Raw genomic sequence first — 16,736 nt, 5'->3', positions numbered from 1 at the left:
GGTTTTGTATCTGGCAAAAGACTTTTATTTATCGAGAACAGGGCAAGGAGTGACAGCATGAGTCAGGAATGGGATGCCGGTCGGCTGGACAGCGACCTCGAAGGCGTAGCGTTCGATACCCTGGCCGTACGTGCCGGTCAGCACCGTACGCCGGAAGGCGAGCACGGTGATCCGATGTTCTTCACTTCCAGCTACGTGTTCCGTACCGCCGCCGACGCCGCAGCACGGTTTGCCGGGGAAGTGCCAGGCAACGTTTACTCGCGTTATACCAACCCGACCGTTCGCTCGTTCGAAGAGCGCATTGCTGCGCTGGAAGGCGCCGAGCAAGCAGTTGCCACGGCGACTGGCATGGCCGCGATCATGGCGGTGGTGATGAGCTTGTGCAGTGCTGGCGATCATGTGCTGGTGTCGCGCAGTGTGTTCGGTTCGACCATCAGCCTGTTCGAGAAGTATTTCAAGCGTTTTGGCGTGGAAGTCGATTACGTGCCGCTGGCCGATCTGTCGGCATGGGACGCAGCGATCAAATCCAACACCAAATTGCTGTTTGTCGAGTCGCCGTCCAATCCGCTGGCTGAGCTGGTGGATATCGCCGCGCTGTCGGAAATCGCGCACGCCAAGGGTGCGATGCTGGTGGTCGACAACTGCTTCTGCACGCCTGCCTTGCAGCAACCGCTGAAGCTTGGTGCAGACATTGTTGTGCACTCGGCCACCAAGTTCATCGATGGCCAGGGCCGTTGCATGGGAGGCGTGGTGGCCGGTCGCAGCGAGCAGATGAAGGAAATCGTAGGCTTCCTGCGTACCGCCGGTCCAACCCTGAGCCCGTTCAACGCCTGGATCTTCCTCAAAGGCCTGGAAACCCTGAACCTGCGGATGAAGGCGCACTGTGCCAACGCCCAGCAACTGGCCGAGTGGCTGGAACAGCAGGACGGCATCGAGAAAGTGCATTACGCCGGTCTCAAGAGTCATCCGCAGCACGAACTGGCCCAGCGTCAGCAGAAGGGTTTTGGTGCGGTCGTCAGCTTCGAGGTCAAGGGCGGCAAAGAGGGCGCCTGGCGCTTTATCGATGCGACCCGTTTGATCTCGATCACCGCCAACCTGGGTGACAGCAAAACCACCATCACTCACCCGAGCACTACTTCCCACGGGCGTCTGGCGCCACAGGAGCGTGAAGCGGCGGGGATTCGTGACAGCCTGATCCGCATCGCGGTCGGTCTGGAAGACGTCGCTGACCTGCAAGCCGACCTGGCGCGCGGTCTGGCGGCGTTGTGATCGAATTGTCCACTCCCAAGACGGGCACTCATGGCCGCGTTGCGCTGGTCACGGGTGCCGCTCGCGGTATCGGTCTGGGGATCGCGGCGTGGCTGATCAGCGAAGGCTGGCAAGTGGTGCTGACGGACCTGGATCGGGCGCGGGGCTCCAAGGTGACGAAGGTGCTCGGCGAAAACGCCTGGTTTATCGCCATGGATGTGGCGGATGAAAGTCAGGTGGCGCTTGGCGTCGCGGAAGTGCTGGGGCAGTTCGGTCGTCTGGATGCGTTGGTGTGCAACGCGGCGGTGGCCGATCCGCACAACATCACCCTGGAAAGCCTTGATCTGGCCTACTGGAATCGGGTGCTGGCGGTGAATCTCAGTGGGCCGATGTTGCTGGCCAAGCACTGCGCGCCGTATCTGCGGGCGCACAACGGGGCGATCGTCAATCTGGCCTCGACCCGTGCGGCGCAATCGGAACCCGATACCGAAGCCTATGCGGCGAGCAAGGGCGGCTTGCTGGCGTTGACTCATGCGCTGGCAATCAGCCTCGGGCCCGAGATTCGGGTCAACGCGGTCAGTCCGGGCTGGATCGACGCGCGGGATCCCTCTGCGCGGCGTGCGGAGCCGCTGACCGATATCGACCATGCTCAGCATCCGGCGGGCCGGGTAGGGACGGTCGAGGATGTGGCGGCGATGGTGGCCTGGCTGCTGTCGAAAAATGCAGGGTTTGTGACGGGGCAGGAATTCGTGGTCGACGGCGGTATGACCAAGAAGATGATTTACTCGGAATGACATGTTTTTGTCTTTTTGAGAAAAACTTCAATCCTGCTATTGACTTAGGTTCGCTACCTGCGTAAATTTCGCGGCCTCGGAGATGCAAACGGGTGATTAGCTCAGCTGGGAGAGCGTCTGCCTTACAAGCAGAATGTCGGCGGTTCGATCCCGTCATCACCCACCACTCCAGAGATACTTGTGTAAACAAGAGCGTAGGCTGAAAGTGCCTGCACCGACGCGCAGCGGTAGTTCAGTCGGTTAGAATACCGGCCTGTCACGCCGGGGGTCGCGGGTTCGAGTCCCGTCCGCTGCGCCATATTCAACGAGTCAGACACTGTCTGGTTCGTGATTGAAAAGCACCGAAGCTTTCAGTCAAACGAGTTACTTGAGCATCAGCTCAAAGCGATACGCAGCGGTAGTTCAGTCGGTTAGAATACCGGCCTGTCACGCCGGGGGTCGCGGGTTCGAGTCCCGTCCGCTGCGCCATATCTGTTTCAAGGACCACTGAACGCCTTGAAACACCGAAAGCAACCTCTGGTTGATTCGGCATCGATAGCAAAGACCCTGGTCGAAAGACCGGGGTTTTTTGTGTCTGAAATTTGACCTCTCCAAAATTCGTCCCTTGTAGCCGGCGACGAACCTTAGCCGTGGCTCGTTCGATGCTGCCGGGCAATCTACCTGCGTCTCTGAGTCGCTGCGATGCAATGCCGCATTGATTTTTTGATTCTTTAGTCAAATTTTTGTAACTGGTTGTTTGCTGCGAGCTCAGAAACCTATAAAGTTAACCTTTCGGTCAGCTTTGCACTGTCATCACGCCCTTTGCTTCGTCAAAAAGGGCTTCTGCAAGACTCGAGATTCCCAGTAGATAACCAGAAGGGCGGATCCATAACCGTCCAGAGGATGATCCATGTCCAACCGTGAAATTTCCCGGCGCTCGTTCCTTCAGGGCGGGCTGGTGGCGGGTGTGAGCGTTACGCTCACGCCGCTCAGCAGTCAGGCGCTGGCTGCCTTGATGGAAAACAGCGTGACCGTGCCGTCCGAGCAGTGGCTCGGCAACAACGGCAAGGCGCGCCAGCGTAACGATGCCTTGTCCAAGGTCTGCGGCAGCAAGGTGTTTGCCCGCGACATCCGCTCCAAGGACATGCCGGGCTGGCCCCAGCAGCAAGGTCACGCCATGCTGCTGAAAACCATCAAGGCCGACCGCATTTACGAAGGCTATGATCTGTCGTGGCTCGGCGCCGATCTGCAGCCTGACCGCATCGTCACCGCTGCCGACCTGGACAAGGACGGCATCGTGTTCCCCGAAGAGCACGCGCCGGATCCCCTGCTGCCGGAAGGCAAGGTGCCGATGTTCATCGGCCACCCGGTTGCGATCCTTATCTGGAACGACTTCGAGCGTTTCCGTCAGGCCAAGAACAAGCTCAAATTCAATGACAAAGCGATTCGTTACGGTGCAAAAGTGCCGTTCTACGAAGGCGATCCCTATGGCAGCTTCCGCTACGTGCGCGTCGGTGGCCCGACCTCGGCGGACGAAGACGAGTTCGCCAGCCTCAAGGATTCGATCCTGTTCCCGATGCTCAAAAACCGTCGCCCGGTGTGGAATTCCCAGCCGAACCTGCATGGCAACCTGACCGAGCGCGGCCTGTTCTACGCTGACCGCATGAAGAAAGAGATCGACACCCCGCCGGACAACTGGCTGGTGTTCGACGAGCGTTACAAGACCCCGTCGATTGAACCGGCCGCGATGGAGCCGGACAACGGCAACGGCTGGTTCGACCCGGCCACCAAGACCCTGCATTTCGTCGTCGCCACCCAGTGCCCGCTGGAAGCGGCAACCGAGACCGCGAAGATGATCTCGCCGTCGCGTTTCGGCCTGGCCAACCTGAACATGCATCCGGGTTACACCGTCGGCTACGGCTCCAAGGACCACAACATTTTCGTCTACTACGCGGCCTTGGCGGCGTTGTACGGCGCAGGTGTGCCGATTCGACTGGCCAACGACCGTTACGAGCAATTCCAGAGCGGCATCAAGCGCCACCCGTTCGACATCCGCTACCAGTTGGCAGTGGACAAGACCGATCACAGCTTCAAGATTTTCCGCGCCGAGATGAGCGTCGACGGTGGCGGTCGGATCAACTACAGCCCGTCGGTAGCGGCCGTTGGCGCTACTGCGGCGCAGTCGATCTACTACATGCCGCAGAGCGACCTGCAGGTCACCGCTTACCATTCCCGAGCGGTTGAAGCGGGTTCGATGCGCGGCTACGGCACGCTGCAGAGCATGGCCTCCACCGAAATGATGGTCGACGAAATCGCCGATCGCCTCGGTGTCGATGCCATCGATCTGCGCCGCAAGAACGCGCTGCGCTCGGGGATGAAAAACACCCAGGGCGCGATCCCGGCCGGTGCGTTGCGCCTGCACGAGATTCTCGACAAGGCTTCGCTGCACGAAGTCTGGAAAAACCGCGACGCTATCAAGAAACAGCGTGAAGCGGCGGATCCGGACAACTGGTATGGCGTGGGTTTCGCCATTTGCCAGAAAGATTTTGGCACCGGTTCCGAAGCACCGATGGCCAGCATCGAATTCACCGCTGAAGGGCGCATTTCCCTGCGTCATATCGGCATCGAGATCGGCACCGGCATGTCCACTTCGCAAGCCCTGGTGGTCGCCGATTTCCTCGGCAGCCCGGCGCATGATGTGAAGACCGGCGAAACCGAATGGAAGGAAATGCAGCTGGTCACCGCCGGCAACCCTTACATCATGAGCCAGGCCGAGCAGGACAACTTCCTGCGTAACCCGCGCTGGGTCGGCAAACTGGCGTCGGCCTCGTCCGCGACCAACTCCGCCTACTACTTCAGCCACGCCACCCGTGAAGCGGCGCGCGTGCTGTTCAATCACGGTCTGTGGCCGGCGGCGCTGGAGATCTGGCGTCAGGGCCCGTACGGCGGCCAGGCCAACCCCTACGTGGTGCGCCGCGAAGACGCGCATTGGGTCGACGGCAAACTGACCGCCAACGGCATGCAGCCACTGAGCTTTGAAGAGCTGGCCAAGCATGCCCACGAGCGCGGTCTGGTCACCGGCGCCACGGTTCACGGTTTTAACCGCTGGAGCTGGGCCGAAGCCGAATACAGCATCGACGGCGTGCGCGAGCGTCTGCCGCTCGACGGTCTGGCGGTGAAATACGGTGATGGTGCGCCAAAAGCGAAAAAGGCGCAGATGACCAGCGCCGGTTTCCATTTGCTGGATCGGCAGAACATCGCCTATCCGGTGGTTCAGTTGAACAACGCTGCCGTGACCTATTACAGCCCGGTCGCAACGCTGGTCGAGTTGAAGGTCAACAAAGGGTCGGCAGAAGTCGAAGTGCTCAACCATCACTCGTGGCTGGAATGCGGCCGGGTGCTGGTCGAAGAACTGGTTCGTGGCCAGCTCGAAGGCGGGATCGCCATGGGCATCGGTCACGCCTTGATGGAAGAGATGCCGCTGTACGAGGGCGGCCCGGGGGAGGGTGACTGGAACTTCAACCGTTATCGCCTGCCGATGGCGCGGCATGTGGCGGTGTGGCAGCAGACGTCGGAAATCCTGCCGCCGCTGTCGTCAAGCGACCCGTCCAAAGGCATCGCCGAAGTGGTGATGATCCCGGTGGTCGGCGCCATCGGTAACGCCGTGGCCCACGCCATCGGCAAACGTGTCCGCGATCTTCCAATCACTGCTGCGCGCATCAAGGAGGCCCTCAATGGCTAACCGTCCGCTTCAACTGACCCTCAACGGTCAATCCGTCGGTCCGGTGGACATCCCTGATGACCTGCCGATGATCGATTACCTGCACGAATACAAGAACCTCACCGGTTCGCGCCTGGGCTGCGGCCAGGGCATCTGCCACGCCTGCGTGGTGATCGTCGACAACCCGGACGGCACCAGCGAAGAAGTGCGCACCTGCATCACCGGCGCGCATTACTTTGAGGGCAAGAAGGTCCGCACCATCGAAGGCCATGCCAAGCGTGACGAGCAAGGCCAGGTCACCGAGCTGAACCCGATCCAGCAGCGTTTCGTTGATGAATTCGCCTTCCAGTGCAGCTACTGCGCACCGGGCTTCGTCAACGCCGCGACCGTGCTGGTGGAAAAGCTGCAGCGCCAGCCGATCGTCAAAAGCAAGCTGGAACAAGTCATCGAGGACAGCCTCGGCCATCACATCTGCCGTTGCACCGGGTACGTGCGTTACTACAACGCCACCCGCAACGTGCTGACCGATCTCGGCCTGGTCAAGGAGGGTTAAGCATGAAGCGTTTATTGACCCGCCTGACCCTGGCGGTCGGTTTTGCCGTGCCTGTGCTCGCGGCCCATGCGGATGATCAGGTCAAGCGCGGCGAATACCTCGCCCGCGCGGCCGACTGCATGGCGTGCCACACGGCGCCCGGGGGCGCGCCGTTTGCTGGCGGCCTGCCAATCGTGTCGCCGTTCGGCACGATCTACGGCACCAATATCACGCCGAGCAAGGAGCACGGCATCGGCCTGTACAGCGATGACGAGTTTTTCGCGGCACTCACCGAAGGCAAGCGTCGTGACGGCGCCAACCTGTATCCGGCGATGCCGTACACCTCGTATCACTTGATGCCGCGTGAGGATTCGGATGCGATTCACGCGTATCTGAAAACCATCGAGCCGATCGAGCGTGCAGCCCCGGTGACGAGCCTGAGCTTTCCGTTCAACGTGCGTCCGGGTCTGATGGGCTGGAACATGATGTACGGCAAAGCCTTGAAGCTGGAGCCGGCCGAAGGCAAAAGCGACGCCTGGAAGCGCGGCCAGTACATGGTCGAAGTGCTCGGCCATTGCGGCGAATGCCATACGCCACGTGGCCTGCCTGGCGCGATGCAGTTGGACAAGCGCCTGACCGGCGGCATCCTCAACGGTTACCTGGCGCCGAGTCTGCTGGCGACGGATCTGGCGGCGCGCGGCTGGAATCATCAGGACCTGAGCACGTTCCTCAAGCACGGCATGAGTGCCCAGGGCACGATGTTCAACGAGATGTTTCCGGTGTTCCACAACAGCACTCAGGGCCTGAATGATCCGGATCTGGCAGCAATGGCAACCTTCCTGCTCGGCGACAAGCCTCCGGCGGCGAAAGAGCTGACCGAAATGCCGGTGGAAAAACTCAGTGTCAGCGCTCAACGCGGTCGTCAGGAATACTTGAACGTCTGCGCCGGCTGTCATGCGGTCGGTGGTGAAGGCAAGCCGCATATTGCGGTGGCCATGCGCGGCAACACCACGCTGCGTCTGGAAGATCCACGCAATCTGGTTCGAGTGATCGAAGACGGTATCGGCGAGCAGAAATTCGCCGGATTCGAACGCATGCAGCCGATGCCCGGTTTTGCCGACAAGCTCGGTGCTGAACAACTGACCGATCTGCTGAACTACCTGCGTCAGGGGGGGGGTGGTCAGTCGGCCGAGCTGGCGGTCAGCGATGTGCAGAAGCTTCGGGCTGATGCGCCATCCATCGAGCACAAGGCGCACTGATCATGCAGCATCTCGATCTGCAGGTTGTGCGCCGGGCGCTGGAATGGTCGACGGCGGGGCAACGCATCTGGCTCTGCACCGTGCTGACGACCTACGGTTCGGCGCCTCGCGCGCCGGGTTCGATGCTGGCGGTGAACGACGGCGGGCAGTGGATCGGGTCGCTGTCCGGTGGCTGTGTCGAGGAAGACTTTCTCGAGCGCGTCGCCGAAGGTGCATTTCTTGATGCAATCAATGTCGTGCGTTATGGCGAAGGTGATGAACCGCGTTCGCGGGTCAGCCTGCCGTGCGGCGGCATTCTCGACGTGCTGGTAGAGAAATTTGACGCCGACTGCGATGTGCAGGCGTATCTGCGTGAACTCGAATCGGCGTTGCTGGGGCAGCGCCGGTTGATTCGCGAGGTCGATCTGACCACGCGCGTGCGTAGCCTGTTTACGGATCGTGAGCAGGGGGCGCGGATCGAGCGTGAAATCGACCGGGTGCGGATCCGTATCGGGGCTGCCCAGCGTTTGCTGCTGGCTGGCTATTCCAGCGTGGCGCAGGCCTGTGCGGAGTTCGCGGTTGGTCTGGGCTTCGAAGTGATTCTCTGCGACCCGCGTGAGGAGGTGCTGGAGGGCGTGGTGCTCAATGGCGTGGAGATCCGCCGGCAATTGCCGTCGGTGTTCATCGCCGATGGTGGCTGTCACCGTGATACGGCGGTGGTGGCGTTGACCCACGATCCGCGCATCGATGATCTGGCGATGATGGAAGCTGTGCGTACCGAAGCGTTCTACATTGGCGTGATGGGTTCGCTGCAGACGTCACAGAAGCGTTTCGAGCGTTTGCGGCGGATTGGCGGTCTGGGGGAGGGTGAGCTGGCGCGGATTCATGCGCCGATCGGTCTTAACCTTGGCAGCAAGACACCGTCGGAAATTGCTTTGGCAGTGCTCGCGGATATCCTGCGGATTCGTAGCGGGATTGCGCGGGATCAGTTGTAATCCGTGCTGAATGTAAAAAGGGCCGCTTTTCAGCGGCCCTTTTTTTGCGCGTCAGAAACCGAGTTTGTCGCGTAATCCGTAGTACCACGCGCCGAGTGCGGCAAACGGTGTGCGCAGCAGTTGCCCGCCGGGGAATGGATAGTGCGGCAGGTCGGCAAACGCATCGAAGCGCTCGGCTTGTCCACGTAGCGCCTCGGCCAGTACTTTGCCGGCCAGGTGCGTGTAGGTCACGCCGTGGCCGCTGCAGCCCTGGGAATAATAGATGTTGTCACCCAGGCGCCCGACCTGAGGCAGACGCGACAGGGTCAGCAGGAAATTGCCGGTCCAGGCGTAGTCGATCTTCACGTCCTTGAGCTGCGGGAATGCCTTGAGCATTTTCGGGCGGATGATCGCTTCGATGTTCGCCGGATCCCGCGCGCCATACACCACGCCGCCGCCGAAGATCAGGCGTTTGTCGCCGCTGAGGCGGTAGTAGTCGAGCAGGTAGTTGCAGTCTTCGACGCAGTAATCCTGCGGCAGCAAAGATTTCGCCAGGTCATCGCCCAGTGGCTCGGTGGTGATGACCTGGGTGCCGCACGGCATCGATTTGGCAGCCAGTTCAGGTACTAGGTTGCCCAAGTAGGCGTTGCCGGCAACGATAATGAATTTGGCCCTGACCTTGCCCTTTGGTGTATGCACGACCGGGTTGGCGCCACGTTCGATGCGCACGGCCGGTGACTGTTCATAGATGGTGCCGCCCAGAGACTCCACGGCAGCGGCTTCGCCGAGTGCCAGATTCAGCGGGTGGATGTGACCGCCGCTCATGTCGAGCATGCCGCCGACGTATTGATCGCAGGCGACCACTTCACGGATACGGCGCTGATCCAGCAGCTCGAGCTGGGTGTGTCCGAAACGCTCCCACAGGCGCTTCTGTGATTCCAGGTGGCCCATCTGCCTGGCAGTGAGGGCGGCGAATACGCCGCCGTCCTTCAAGTCACACTGGATATCGTATTTGGCGACTCGCTCGCGAATGATCCGGCCGCCCTCGAACGCCATCTGCCCGAGCAACTGAGCTTGCTTCGGGCCGACGCTGCGTTCGATCACATCGATATCACGGCTGTAGCTGTTAACGATTTGCCCGCCGTTGCGTCCCGAAGCGCCGAAACCGACCTTGGCGGCTTCCAGCACGGTCACGCGAAAACCGTTTTCCAGCAGGAAAAGGGCCGAGGAAAGTCCCGTATAACCAGCGCCGATCACACAGACATCCGTCTCCACATCATCCTGCAAGGCTGGACGTGGTGGTACGGCATTGGCCGACGCAGCGTAATAAGACTCTGGGTAAGGGGTGTTCGCCATCCTGCAGCCTCTGTTTAATATATTTTACGAGTGCGGCGATCCTACCCCAGTTGAAAAACCTCCGCCAGCCACCGGGAAATCTTCTTGCGGCGGGTCGAAATTAAATATTTTGCATATTCATAGGGTTAGGTGAAAAAAAGGTGTTGACACCCCTCCGGAATTCCGTAGAATGCCGCCTCACAGCAGGCACGTAGCTCAGTTGGTTAGAGCACCACCTTGACATGGTGGGGGTCGTTGGTTCGAGTCCAATCGCGCCTACCAAACAAAATCCGCTCTGCTGGGCGGTCTGGAAGGGCCCACCGAAAGGTGGGCCCTTTTTTGTTGCCTGCGATTTGCAAAACTTTTGCAAAACCCCATCTCGGAGCGCCAATTCGGCGCCCACCTCACGTACTCGATCGTCCAGTCGCCGTGCCCTCCTGGTAGTGCGTCGTCATCTTCTCGTCCGCGTGCCCCGGCAATGCCTGGATGTATTCCTGCGGGAAGTCACTTGGACGCGTGGTGGAGGGCGATCCTGGCGGCGGATGGTGAGATTGATCTACGAACTGGCGATGGATTTTCAGAGGTTTATAAATTGAGGTCTTTTTGTTGTTCGTCGTTTTTCCATTGAATCCATGACGCTTGAGTGTGTGGATCGGCGTATTCCCCGCTCGGTAATCGAGGGAGGCTCATCAAGCCGTTCAGATTTTTCAGGCTGTGTTCAAACTCTTCCCGATACATTCGAACAGGCGTTGCGCATGGTTTGGCGCTTTCCAGCCCTGCAATCCGCTTCAGCGCTCTAGCTAGCTTCCTGACATATCGTATCGTGTGGTGCGTATTGGTTATGGCCTTTCTGTTCATGCCATCGAATGGTTGAGTCACCCAAAACTCCATTGGAAATAAGAATTCGGGCTTTTTACGTCAGATCACCTGATGAGAATGTAGGCCTTTTCTGTTTTGTATGAGGGGGCTTTCCTGAAAATGACTTTTTGATCTTCGAAATCTCGACGACCATAAAAATAGTGTGGATATTGAAAGGCTTACGATTTTATTGAACCAACCGGTTATCAAAAATACGTTGTTACATACTGAAAAAATCAGTAGTATCCGCCCCGCGTTCACCACCACGGTTTATGCATTTTTAAATCCCAAGCTTCCATCAGCTGCTTGGGATTTTTTTTGCCTGCGATTTGCCTCCTTCAATCGCCATCCTGCCCTTGCTCCTGGCATGCATTGCCCGCCATGGGCGCTGCCGGGCAAAACCATACATTATCGACTACTACTGTCTGGCCGATTTCAATCTCAGTCTGACGGGAGTTCAACAATGCTCGTTCATTGGTTTCTTGCAGCGGTTCATCTACTGGCGTTCGCCCTGGGATTCTGGGCTGTATTGACCCGCGGCACGGCATTCAGTCGTCTGGCTGCCGGGGGTGGTGATGTCGGGCGGGTATTGCTCGCGGATAATCTGTGGGGGATATCGGCATTGGTGCTGCTGATGAGCGGTGGCATGCGAGCCTTTGGCGGGTATGAAAAGGGTGCCGACTATTACCTGCATCAACCGCTGTTCCACGTGAAGATGACACTGCTTGTGCTGATTCTGGTTCTGGAATTGGCTCCGATGATTACGCTGATCAAATGGCGCATGGCCAGGGGCCGCGGCACCTCGTTCGATAGCGGGCGTGCAAAAGTCTTCGCGCGGATCAGTCATGCTGAAGCGCTGTTGCTGGTGCTGATGGTGATGGCAGCCACCGGGATGGCACGGGGAGTGACATTCGGCTAGGTTGGCACGATTCCTGGCTTCTATTCGGAAACGTCCGACAGCCAACCATTGTGATCATGGTTAGTATCGGTAGCGAAAAAAGAAGACGTGCAGCAAGGGAGTCTGTATGGCCTGCGCCGTCACCAGGGAGGTGGGGGTGGCAAAACGGCGCTCGGTTCTTTAGCCAGTCATTACGCGAAGGTGAACGAACTGGCTACTGACTACGACGTGGCTCAGGGGGTTTGTGGCTTGTCCGGAGCGGTCAGGCCGGCCTGAATGCGCTGGTAAATTTCTTCACGGTGTACGGCAACGTTCTTTGGCGCGTTGATGCCGATGCGAACCTGCTGGCCGCTTACGCCGAGAATGGTGATGGTAATGTCATCACCGATGTTTATGCTTTCACCGACTTTGCGGGTGAGTATCAGCATGGTCTTCTCCTTGATTGCTTTGTAGGGCACCTGATTCAGACAGTGCAGAGGTCGGTGGTACGTATAGATTAGTGCGAAGTCTCACGGTTTGGGTGCCTCTTTCTGACGCGCAGACGTGGCATTAATTCCCAGCGCGTAACTATACAGGTGCGGCAACCATCAATCTCGTAGTTTTGTGCCCATTTTGCGGGGCTCTGAAAGTATTCGTGAATGCTAAGATCGCCGTTTCAAAAAATCAGAGGGAAGCGTTGTGCGCAAATTGGTCTGTTTGGTCGCAGCACTGGCATTGGCAGGATGTGGTGAAGGCAAGAGCGTGGAAACGCAAAAATCAAAAACGGTAGCGGTGACAACGCCTGCGACAGTATCCGGACCGCAGTGGGATCTGGAGGTGCGCGGCGAAACACCTCAAGCCGTAAGTGATCTGAGCGGCTGGTTGATCGAGCATGCGTTTATCGCCAATGTCATCAAGGATCCCAGCGGAAAGACCCGGATCCTGCTGGGGCCGTTCAATTCCAAAGCCGAAGCCGAAGCGAAACAGGCCGATGTGAACGCTGCACTGGTCAAGGCGAAAAAGCAGAACATCGAGACACTTGTGATCGAGCGCAGCGCAGCGCAGTAAACGTTCCTTTCGGCGGAGCTGACTAAAGGGTGTCCGGCGTGATTCGTTTTTACTGGAGTCACCGACGATGCTCAGAAGGAGCTCCGCATGGCCTCCGCCAGTCCTTACAAGTTGTTCGACGTTGTATTGCGACACAAGCAGCAGCTCAGTCCGCACCTCATGCGGATCACTCTCGCCGGCTCGGCAGTCAGCGAAATGGCTACCTGGGCTCCTGATCAGCGAGTCAAACTGTTCTTCCCGGCGCCGGATGGCTCTCCCGCCAGGTTCTCTCAGGATGAGGGATGGTACGCTCGTTTGCGCTCGATGCTGGCAGACCGACGCCCGCCGATGCGTACCTACACCATCCGCCACTTGCGAGCCGATCAGGGTGAGGTCGACATCGACTTTGTTCTGCATGGCGAAACCGGCCCTGCTTCTCGCTGGGCCTTGCGAGCGCAACCGGGTGAGCCGATGCAAATCCTGGCGCCTGATAGCCGGTACTCGGCGAGCGAGGCGGGTGGTTTTGAATGGAAGCCTCCGCAGTTGCTCAGGCACCTTTTACTGGTTGCCGACTCGACTGCGTTGCCTGCGGCGATGGGGATTCTCGATGAATTGGCGGTACTTGCGGATCCACCTCCGGCCCAAGTGTTTCTGGAGGTCGACAGCGCGGCGGACATGCTTGCGGTGCCTGACTGGCCAGGTCTGTCGGTGCAGTGGCTGATTCGCGAGCAGGCCGGCACCACAGTGGCCGGGGCGCTGATGGTAGAGGCGGTGCGAAAGGCTGCATTGCCCGTCGACACATCACTCGTCGCCAAGGCGGTGGAGTTGGCCGACGTTGATGTCGATCAGGAGATCCTCTGGGAAATCGCTGAAGCCGCCACGGAAGGATTCTATGGCTGGATCGCCGGTGAATCGGCTGCAGTCATGAATTTGCGCAGATACCTGATCAAGGAGCGCGGTATTCCTCGTGAATCACTCAATCTGATGGGTTACTGGCGTTACAACAAGCCCGGCAGCTGACCACAAAAAAGGCCTCGAGCGTGAAGCGCGAGGCCTTTTCATTATGTGCGAACAATCAGCCGCAGGCTTTCAGGTTGACCGGTCCGACGAACTCGTTGCCGCGTCCCATCACGCACGCCACGCTCTGATTGCGCTGGCGTTCCCAATCCTGCACTGGGTACGTCTTGTCCCAGGCTTCATACAACTGCCGATCCTGCTTCGACAGTCGCAAGCCATATTGCTTGCTCATATAGAAGTAAGTGCGGGCGATCATGCCGCGAATCGAAGGACGGGGCATGACCTTTTTCGCCTTGAAATCGACTTGGGTCAGGCATGAGCCATATTGACCTTTTTCGACCGGTAGCCAGCCGTAGCTGAAGTTGCTGCGATCACCATTGACCTCGCCAATGCTCGGTACCAGGTTGTGCAGGTCGGCTTCGGCTTTCTGGTAGCCAGGGTCGTAGCGTGTGCAATTCTTGCGTCCGCCTTCCTGCCAGCATTGGCGCTGATGGCCGAACTCCCAGGCCGGGACGATGTGTTCCCATTCAATCCGGGAGGCACGCTTGGCATTTTTGCGCGGAACGTAACCGCAAGCCGCCAGGTCGACCTTATTGCCCGTGTATTTGCAGCCGCAATAGAACTCGGTGGATTGTGGGGCGTACAACTTCCAGGCGACCTTCTTGGCTTCGGTAAACGTGCGGGGTGCGCCGGCCTGGGCGCCAAGTGAGATGAACAGCAAAAGCACAGCAAGCAAACGGACAATCATTGAGTCAATCTTCCTTCGGTACAACCCAGAAAATCTGCACGCCACCATCGTCGCGATAAGCGAGGGTGACGTTGTCGTTCTCGTCGATCTCTTCCAGCAGGCGTTCCCACGCATCCATCGGTTCATCCGGGAGGCGGAAGATCAGAGCGGCTTTGGCTTTTTGTGCGGTGGGGGAGTTGATGATCTTTTGAACGCGCATACCCATGCGTTCGTAAGCATCGGGAGCGTCAGAGGAAGTGGCCACGAGGTTATCCTTATTAAGCTGTACGTGCATACAGTATTTAACTGTAAGCATTTTCGCAACTGCTTAAAAATCAAGAAAATCCTCTGACAGCGGTTTTCCGGTTTTGATGTGGCTCATCCGAAATATTTGTGCAGGAAAGGAGCGAGGGCGGTGTAGGTAATTGCACCACCCGCCAGGGTGGCGAGTGGTGAAAGAGTTGCCCGGCCGAGACTCGGCCGGGCGAGGCTGAATCAGTACTCCCAGAACATCCGCTGCAGTTCTTTGCTGTCGTTGGTTTTGGTCAGGGCGACCATCGCCAGGATGCGAGCCTTCTGAGGGTTCAGGTCGTGAGCGACGACCCAGTCGTACTTGTCGTCAGGCTGTTCGGCGTTGCGCAGAACGAAACCTCCGGCGTTGACGTGGGAAGATCGAATGATCTGAACGCCATCCTTGCGCAGGGCCTGCAGGGCCGGGACGACACGGGAAGACACCGAGCCGTTGCCGGTGCCAGCATGGATGATAGCTTTGGCGCCGGACTGGGCCAGGGCCTTGTAGGCTGTATCGCCGACATTGCCGTAGGAGTAGGCGATTTCTACGTCAGGCAGGCTCTTGATGTTCTTGATATCAAATTCCGAATCCATGGTGTGGCGCTTGGCTGGCAGGCGGAACCAGTAGGATTTTCCTTCGACCACCATGCCCAGCGGGCCCCATGGGCTCTTGAATGCTTCGGTCTTGATGTTGATCATTTTGCTGACATCGCGGCCGGACTGGATTTCATCGTTCATGGTGACCAGTACACCTTTGCCGTGGGCTTCCTTGCTGCTGGCGACGGCGACGGCGTTGTACAGGTTGAGCATGCCGTCCGCCGACATGGCGGTGCCGGGGCGCATCGAGCCGACAACGATGATCGGCTTGTCGGTTTTCTCTACCAGGTTCAGGAAGTAGGCGGTTTCTTCCAGGGTGTCGGTGCCGTGGGTGATGACGATGCCATCGACGTCTTTGCTGTCGGCCAGCTCGGATACGCGGCGACCCAGTTGCAGCAGGTTTTCATTGGTGATGCTTTCCGAGGCGATCTGCATGACTTGCTCGCCACGCACATTCGCCAGTTTGCTCAGCTCGGGGATGCCGGCGATCAATTGTTCGATACCAACCTTGGCTGCCTGATAGGTAGCGCTGTTGGCCGCACTGGCGCCGGCGCCGGCAATGGTGCCGCCTGTAGCGAGAACCACCACGTTGGCCAGTTTGGTCTGGGTTTCAACTTCTTTTGCCTGAAGGGCGGAGGGCAGGAGCAGCAACAGGGCCAAAGCGCCCGGAACCAATGTGTTGAAAGCAGATTTCATTATTTTTCTCTCTAGTAGTGAGACGGTGCTGATTGCAGGTTCATCTAGATGCGCCCCGGGCCGATCTGAATGCCAGGGGTGCGGTAGGGGAGCAGGATCTGTACCAGCCGTACTGTGCTTTAGAGAAATGTTTAACCTTATGATTTATATCAATATTTTTTTGATTGGCGAGAATTGCCTATCCGGTATTCCGAACGGTGGGCGCTTTCGTGTTCGGCTCTCCGAAAGGGACTACGGCCGTTGTCGAACGATTCAAATTGCAGGTTTTGGATTCTCTGCTAAAGAAAGCGTCCCGCAGGCCGATGGTTGTTGAAGGAAACTTGAAATTAGGGAGTTCACATGTCACTGACCATCGGTTTTACAAATCCGGGCGCTGTTACCATCGGCGGCAAAACCGCAGCGACGATCAATGCCATGAATGACGCGCAAGCGGATGCTTCCACCGAAGCGCTGGGTGTTGAAAAAACCGAAAGCAACCAAGTCAGAACCGGCGGTGCCGCGCAAGAAGACAGCAAGGCTGAAAGCGGTGACAACCTGAGTGTCACCGTCAAGATGTTGCTGAAACGGATGCAGGAATTGCAGAAGCAACTGCAGGAGCAGCAGCAACGCCTGGCTGCGGCGCAAGCTGCGAGCTACCCGACTCCCGAGGCGAAGTCGCAGGCAGTCATGTCTGTTCAGGGGGAGATCGCTGAAACCAGCGGCGCGCTGCTGGAAGTCTCCGCTGCGCTGGTCAAGGAAATGTCCAAGGGCTCATCCGGTGGTAACCTGGTCAACACCACGGCTTAAGCACTCAAGGGGCGAATCT

Annotated in this window: 16 protein-coding genes and 4 tRNA genes; 14 read left to right on the top strand and 6 right to left on the bottom strand. The window is 58.6% G+C overall.

Going from position 1 to position 16,736, the window contains the following annotated elements:
* Positions 1-57: 57 nt before the first annotated feature.
* The 9 genes from J5M72_RS07750 to J5M72_RS07710 all read left to right on the top strand — a co-directional run bounded on the left by J5M72_RS07750 (position 58) and on the right by J5M72_RS07710 (position 8,507).
* Positions 58-1,269, top strand: a complete 1,212-nt coding sequence (locus J5M72_RS07750; protein ID WP_207864997.1) for an O-succinylhomoserine sulfhydrylase — start codon at positions 58-60, stop codon at positions 1,267-1,269.
* Positions 1,266-2,042: an SDR family oxidoreductase gene (locus J5M72_RS07745; RefSeq protein ID WP_207864995.1), complete on the top strand. Its 777-nt coding sequence runs from the start codon at positions 1,266-1,268 to the stop codon at positions 2,040-2,042. Before J5M72_RS07750 ends, J5M72_RS07745 begins: the two co-directional genes overlap by 4 nt.
* A gap of 90 nt (positions 2,043-2,132) precedes the next feature.
* A tRNA-Val gene (locus J5M72_RS07740) sits at positions 2,133-2,208 on the top strand.
* Positions 2,209-2,263: 55 nt separating this feature from the next.
* A tRNA-Asp gene (locus tag J5M72_RS07735) sits at positions 2,264-2,340 on the top strand.
* A 93-nt stretch (positions 2,341-2,433) separates the two neighbouring features.
* Positions 2,434-2,510 (top strand) — tRNA-Asp (locus J5M72_RS07730).
* 421 nt (positions 2,511-2,931) lie between these two features.
* On the top strand, positions 2,932-5,763 hold the full coding sequence (locus J5M72_RS07725; RefSeq protein WP_207864993.1) for a xanthine dehydrogenase family protein molybdopterin-binding subunit: 2,832 nt from the start codon (positions 2,932-2,934) through the stop codon (positions 5,761-5,763).
* Entirely contained in the window at positions 5,756-6,295 is a 540-nt protein-coding gene (locus J5M72_RS07720) for a (2Fe-2S)-binding protein (protein WP_039771584.1), read from the top strand. Before J5M72_RS07725 ends, J5M72_RS07720 begins: the two co-directional genes overlap by 8 nt.
* A 2-nt stretch (positions 6,296-6,297) precedes the next feature.
* Complete coding sequence (locus tag J5M72_RS07715; protein WP_207864991.1) at positions 6,298-7,533, top strand: cytochrome c; 1,236 nt, start codon at positions 6,298-6,300, stop codon at positions 7,531-7,533.
* Positions 7,534-7,535: 2 nt separating this feature from the next.
* Positions 7,536-8,507 carry an XdhC family protein gene (locus J5M72_RS07710; protein ID WP_207864989.1) on the top strand — a complete coding sequence of 324 codons (972 nt, stop codon included), beginning with the start codon at positions 7,536-7,538 and terminating at the stop codon, positions 8,505-8,507.
* 51 nt (positions 8,508-8,558) lie between these two features.
* Here J5M72_RS07710 and J5M72_RS07705 read toward each other — a convergent pair whose 3' ends face one another.
* The gene (locus J5M72_RS07705) at positions 8,559-9,842 is read right to left on the bottom strand and encodes an FAD-binding oxidoreductase (RefSeq protein ID WP_207864987.1); all 1,284 of its coding nucleotides are present in this window, start codon (positions 9,840-9,842) and stop codon (positions 8,559-8,561) included.
* A gap of 184 nt (positions 9,843-10,026) precedes the next feature.
* Between J5M72_RS07705 and J5M72_RS07700 the strand changes: the two genes are divergently transcribed.
* Positions 10,027-10,103 (top strand) — tRNA-Val (locus J5M72_RS07700).
* Between the two features lie 303 nt (positions 10,104-10,406).
* On the opposite strand, the gene J5M72_RS07695 is transcribed toward J5M72_RS07700, so the two are convergent.
* Positions 10,407-10,700 carry a hypothetical protein gene (locus J5M72_RS07695; protein ID WP_169429666.1) on the bottom strand — a complete coding sequence of 98 codons (294 nt, stop codon included), beginning with the start codon at positions 10,698-10,700 and terminating at the stop codon, positions 10,407-10,409.
* 442 nt (positions 10,701-11,142) lie between these two features.
* Here J5M72_RS07695 and J5M72_RS07690 point away from each other — a divergent pair, with 442 nt between their 5' ends.
* A complete protein-coding gene (locus J5M72_RS07690) occupies positions 11,143-11,598 on the top strand; it encodes a DUF2214 family protein (RefSeq protein WP_207865140.1) in 456 nt (151 codons plus the stop codon).
* Positions 11,599-11,810: 212 nt separating this feature from the next.
* Here J5M72_RS07690 and csrA read toward each other — a convergent pair whose 3' ends face one another.
* Entirely contained in the window at positions 11,811-12,005 is a 195-nt protein-coding gene (gene csrA, locus J5M72_RS07685; protein ID WP_003179932.1) for a carbon storage regulator CsrA, read from the bottom strand.
* 250 nt (positions 12,006-12,255) lie between these two features.
* Between csrA and J5M72_RS07680 the strand changes: the two genes are divergently transcribed.
* Both J5M72_RS07680 and J5M72_RS07675 read left to right on the top strand, forming a co-directional pair.
* Positions 12,256-12,624: an SPOR domain-containing protein gene (locus tag J5M72_RS07680; RefSeq protein ID WP_207864985.1), complete on the top strand. Its 369-nt coding sequence runs from the start codon at positions 12,256-12,258 to the stop codon at positions 12,622-12,624.
* An 87-nt stretch (positions 12,625-12,711) separates the two neighbouring features.
* Complete coding sequence (locus J5M72_RS07675; protein WP_207864983.1) at positions 12,712-13,623, top strand: siderophore-interacting protein; 912 nt, start codon at positions 12,712-12,714, stop codon at positions 13,621-13,623.
* Between the two features lie 55 nt (positions 13,624-13,678).
* On the opposite strand, the gene J5M72_RS07670 is transcribed toward J5M72_RS07675, so the two are convergent.
* From J5M72_RS07670 to J5M72_RS07660, 3 genes are all read right to left on the bottom strand, one after another.
* Positions 13,679-14,368 carry an endonuclease I family protein gene (locus J5M72_RS07670; protein ID WP_169429669.1) on the bottom strand — a complete coding sequence of 230 codons (690 nt, stop codon included), beginning with the start codon at positions 14,366-14,368 and terminating at the stop codon, positions 13,679-13,681.
* Positions 14,369-14,372: 4 nt separating this feature from the next.
* Positions 14,373-14,663 (bottom strand): DUF1654 domain-containing protein, encoded by a 291-nt coding sequence (locus tag J5M72_RS07665; protein WP_169429670.1) that lies wholly within the window; start codon positions 14,661-14,663, stop codon positions 14,373-14,375.
* A 179-nt stretch (positions 14,664-14,842) separates the two neighbouring features.
* On the bottom strand, positions 14,843-15,931 hold the full coding sequence (locus J5M72_RS07660) for an asparaginase (RefSeq protein WP_085712019.1): 1,089 nt from the start codon (positions 15,929-15,931) through the stop codon (positions 14,843-14,845).
* Positions 15,932-16,270: 339 nt separating this feature from the next.
* Between J5M72_RS07660 and J5M72_RS07655 the strand changes: the two genes are divergently transcribed.
* Positions 16,271-16,717, top strand: a complete 447-nt coding sequence (locus J5M72_RS07655; protein WP_207864981.1) for a hypothetical protein — start codon at positions 16,271-16,273, stop codon at positions 16,715-16,717.
* Positions 16,718-16,736: the final 19 nt, after the last annotated feature.

Source organism: Pseudomonas sp. 58(2021) (genome assembly GCF_017491585.1).
GTDB lineage: Bacteria > Pseudomonadota > Gammaproteobacteria > Pseudomonadales > Pseudomonadaceae > Aquipseudomonas > Aquipseudomonas fluorescens_BT.
This window is presented reverse-complemented; position numbering and strand designations above follow the sequence as displayed.

Coding starts and splice junctions, on each gene's coding strand:
- J5M72_RS07750 (WP_207864997.1), top strand. CDS start 58: ATGAGTCAGGAATGGGATGCCGGTCGGCTGGACAGCGACCTCGAAGGC.
- J5M72_RS07725 (WP_207864993.1), top strand. CDS start 2,932: ATGTCCAACCGTGAAATTTCCCGGCGCTCGTTCCTTCAGGGCGGGCTG.
- J5M72_RS07720 (WP_039771584.1), top strand. CDS start 5,756: ATGGCTAACCGTCCGCTTCAACTGACCCTCAACGGTCAATCCGTCGGT.
- J5M72_RS07715 (WP_207864991.1), top strand. CDS start 6,298: ATGAAGCGTTTATTGACCCGCCTGACCCTGGCGGTCGGTTTTGCCGTG.
- J5M72_RS07710 (WP_207864989.1), top strand. CDS start 7,536: ATGCAGCATCTCGATCTGCAGGTTGTGCGCCGGGCGCTGGAATGGTCG.
- J5M72_RS07705 (WP_207864987.1), bottom strand. CDS start 9,842: ATGGCGAACACCCCTTACCCAGAGTCTTATTACGCTGCGTCGGCCAAT.
- J5M72_RS07690 (WP_207865140.1), top strand. CDS start 11,143: ATGCTCGTTCATTGGTTTCTTGCAGCGGTTCATCTACTGGCGTTCGCC.
- csrA (WP_003179932.1), bottom strand. CDS start 12,005: ATGCTGATACTCACCCGCAAAGTCGGTGAAAGCATAAACATCGGTGAT.
- J5M72_RS07675 (WP_207864983.1), top strand. CDS start 12,712: ATGGCCTCCGCCAGTCCTTACAAGTTGTTCGACGTTGTATTGCGACAC.
- J5M72_RS07670 (WP_169429669.1), bottom strand. CDS start 14,368: ATGATTGTCCGTTTGCTTGCTGTGCTTTTGCTGTTCATCTCACTTGGC.
- J5M72_RS07665 (WP_169429670.1), bottom strand. CDS start 14,663: ATGCTTACAGTTAAATACTGTATGCACGTACAGCTTAATAAGGATAAC.
- J5M72_RS07660 (WP_085712019.1), bottom strand. CDS start 15,931: ATGAAATCTGCTTTCAACACATTGGTTCCGGGCGCTTTGGCCCTGTTG.
- J5M72_RS07655 (WP_207864981.1), top strand. CDS start 16,271: ATGTCACTGACCATCGGTTTTACAAATCCGGGCGCTGTTACCATCGGC.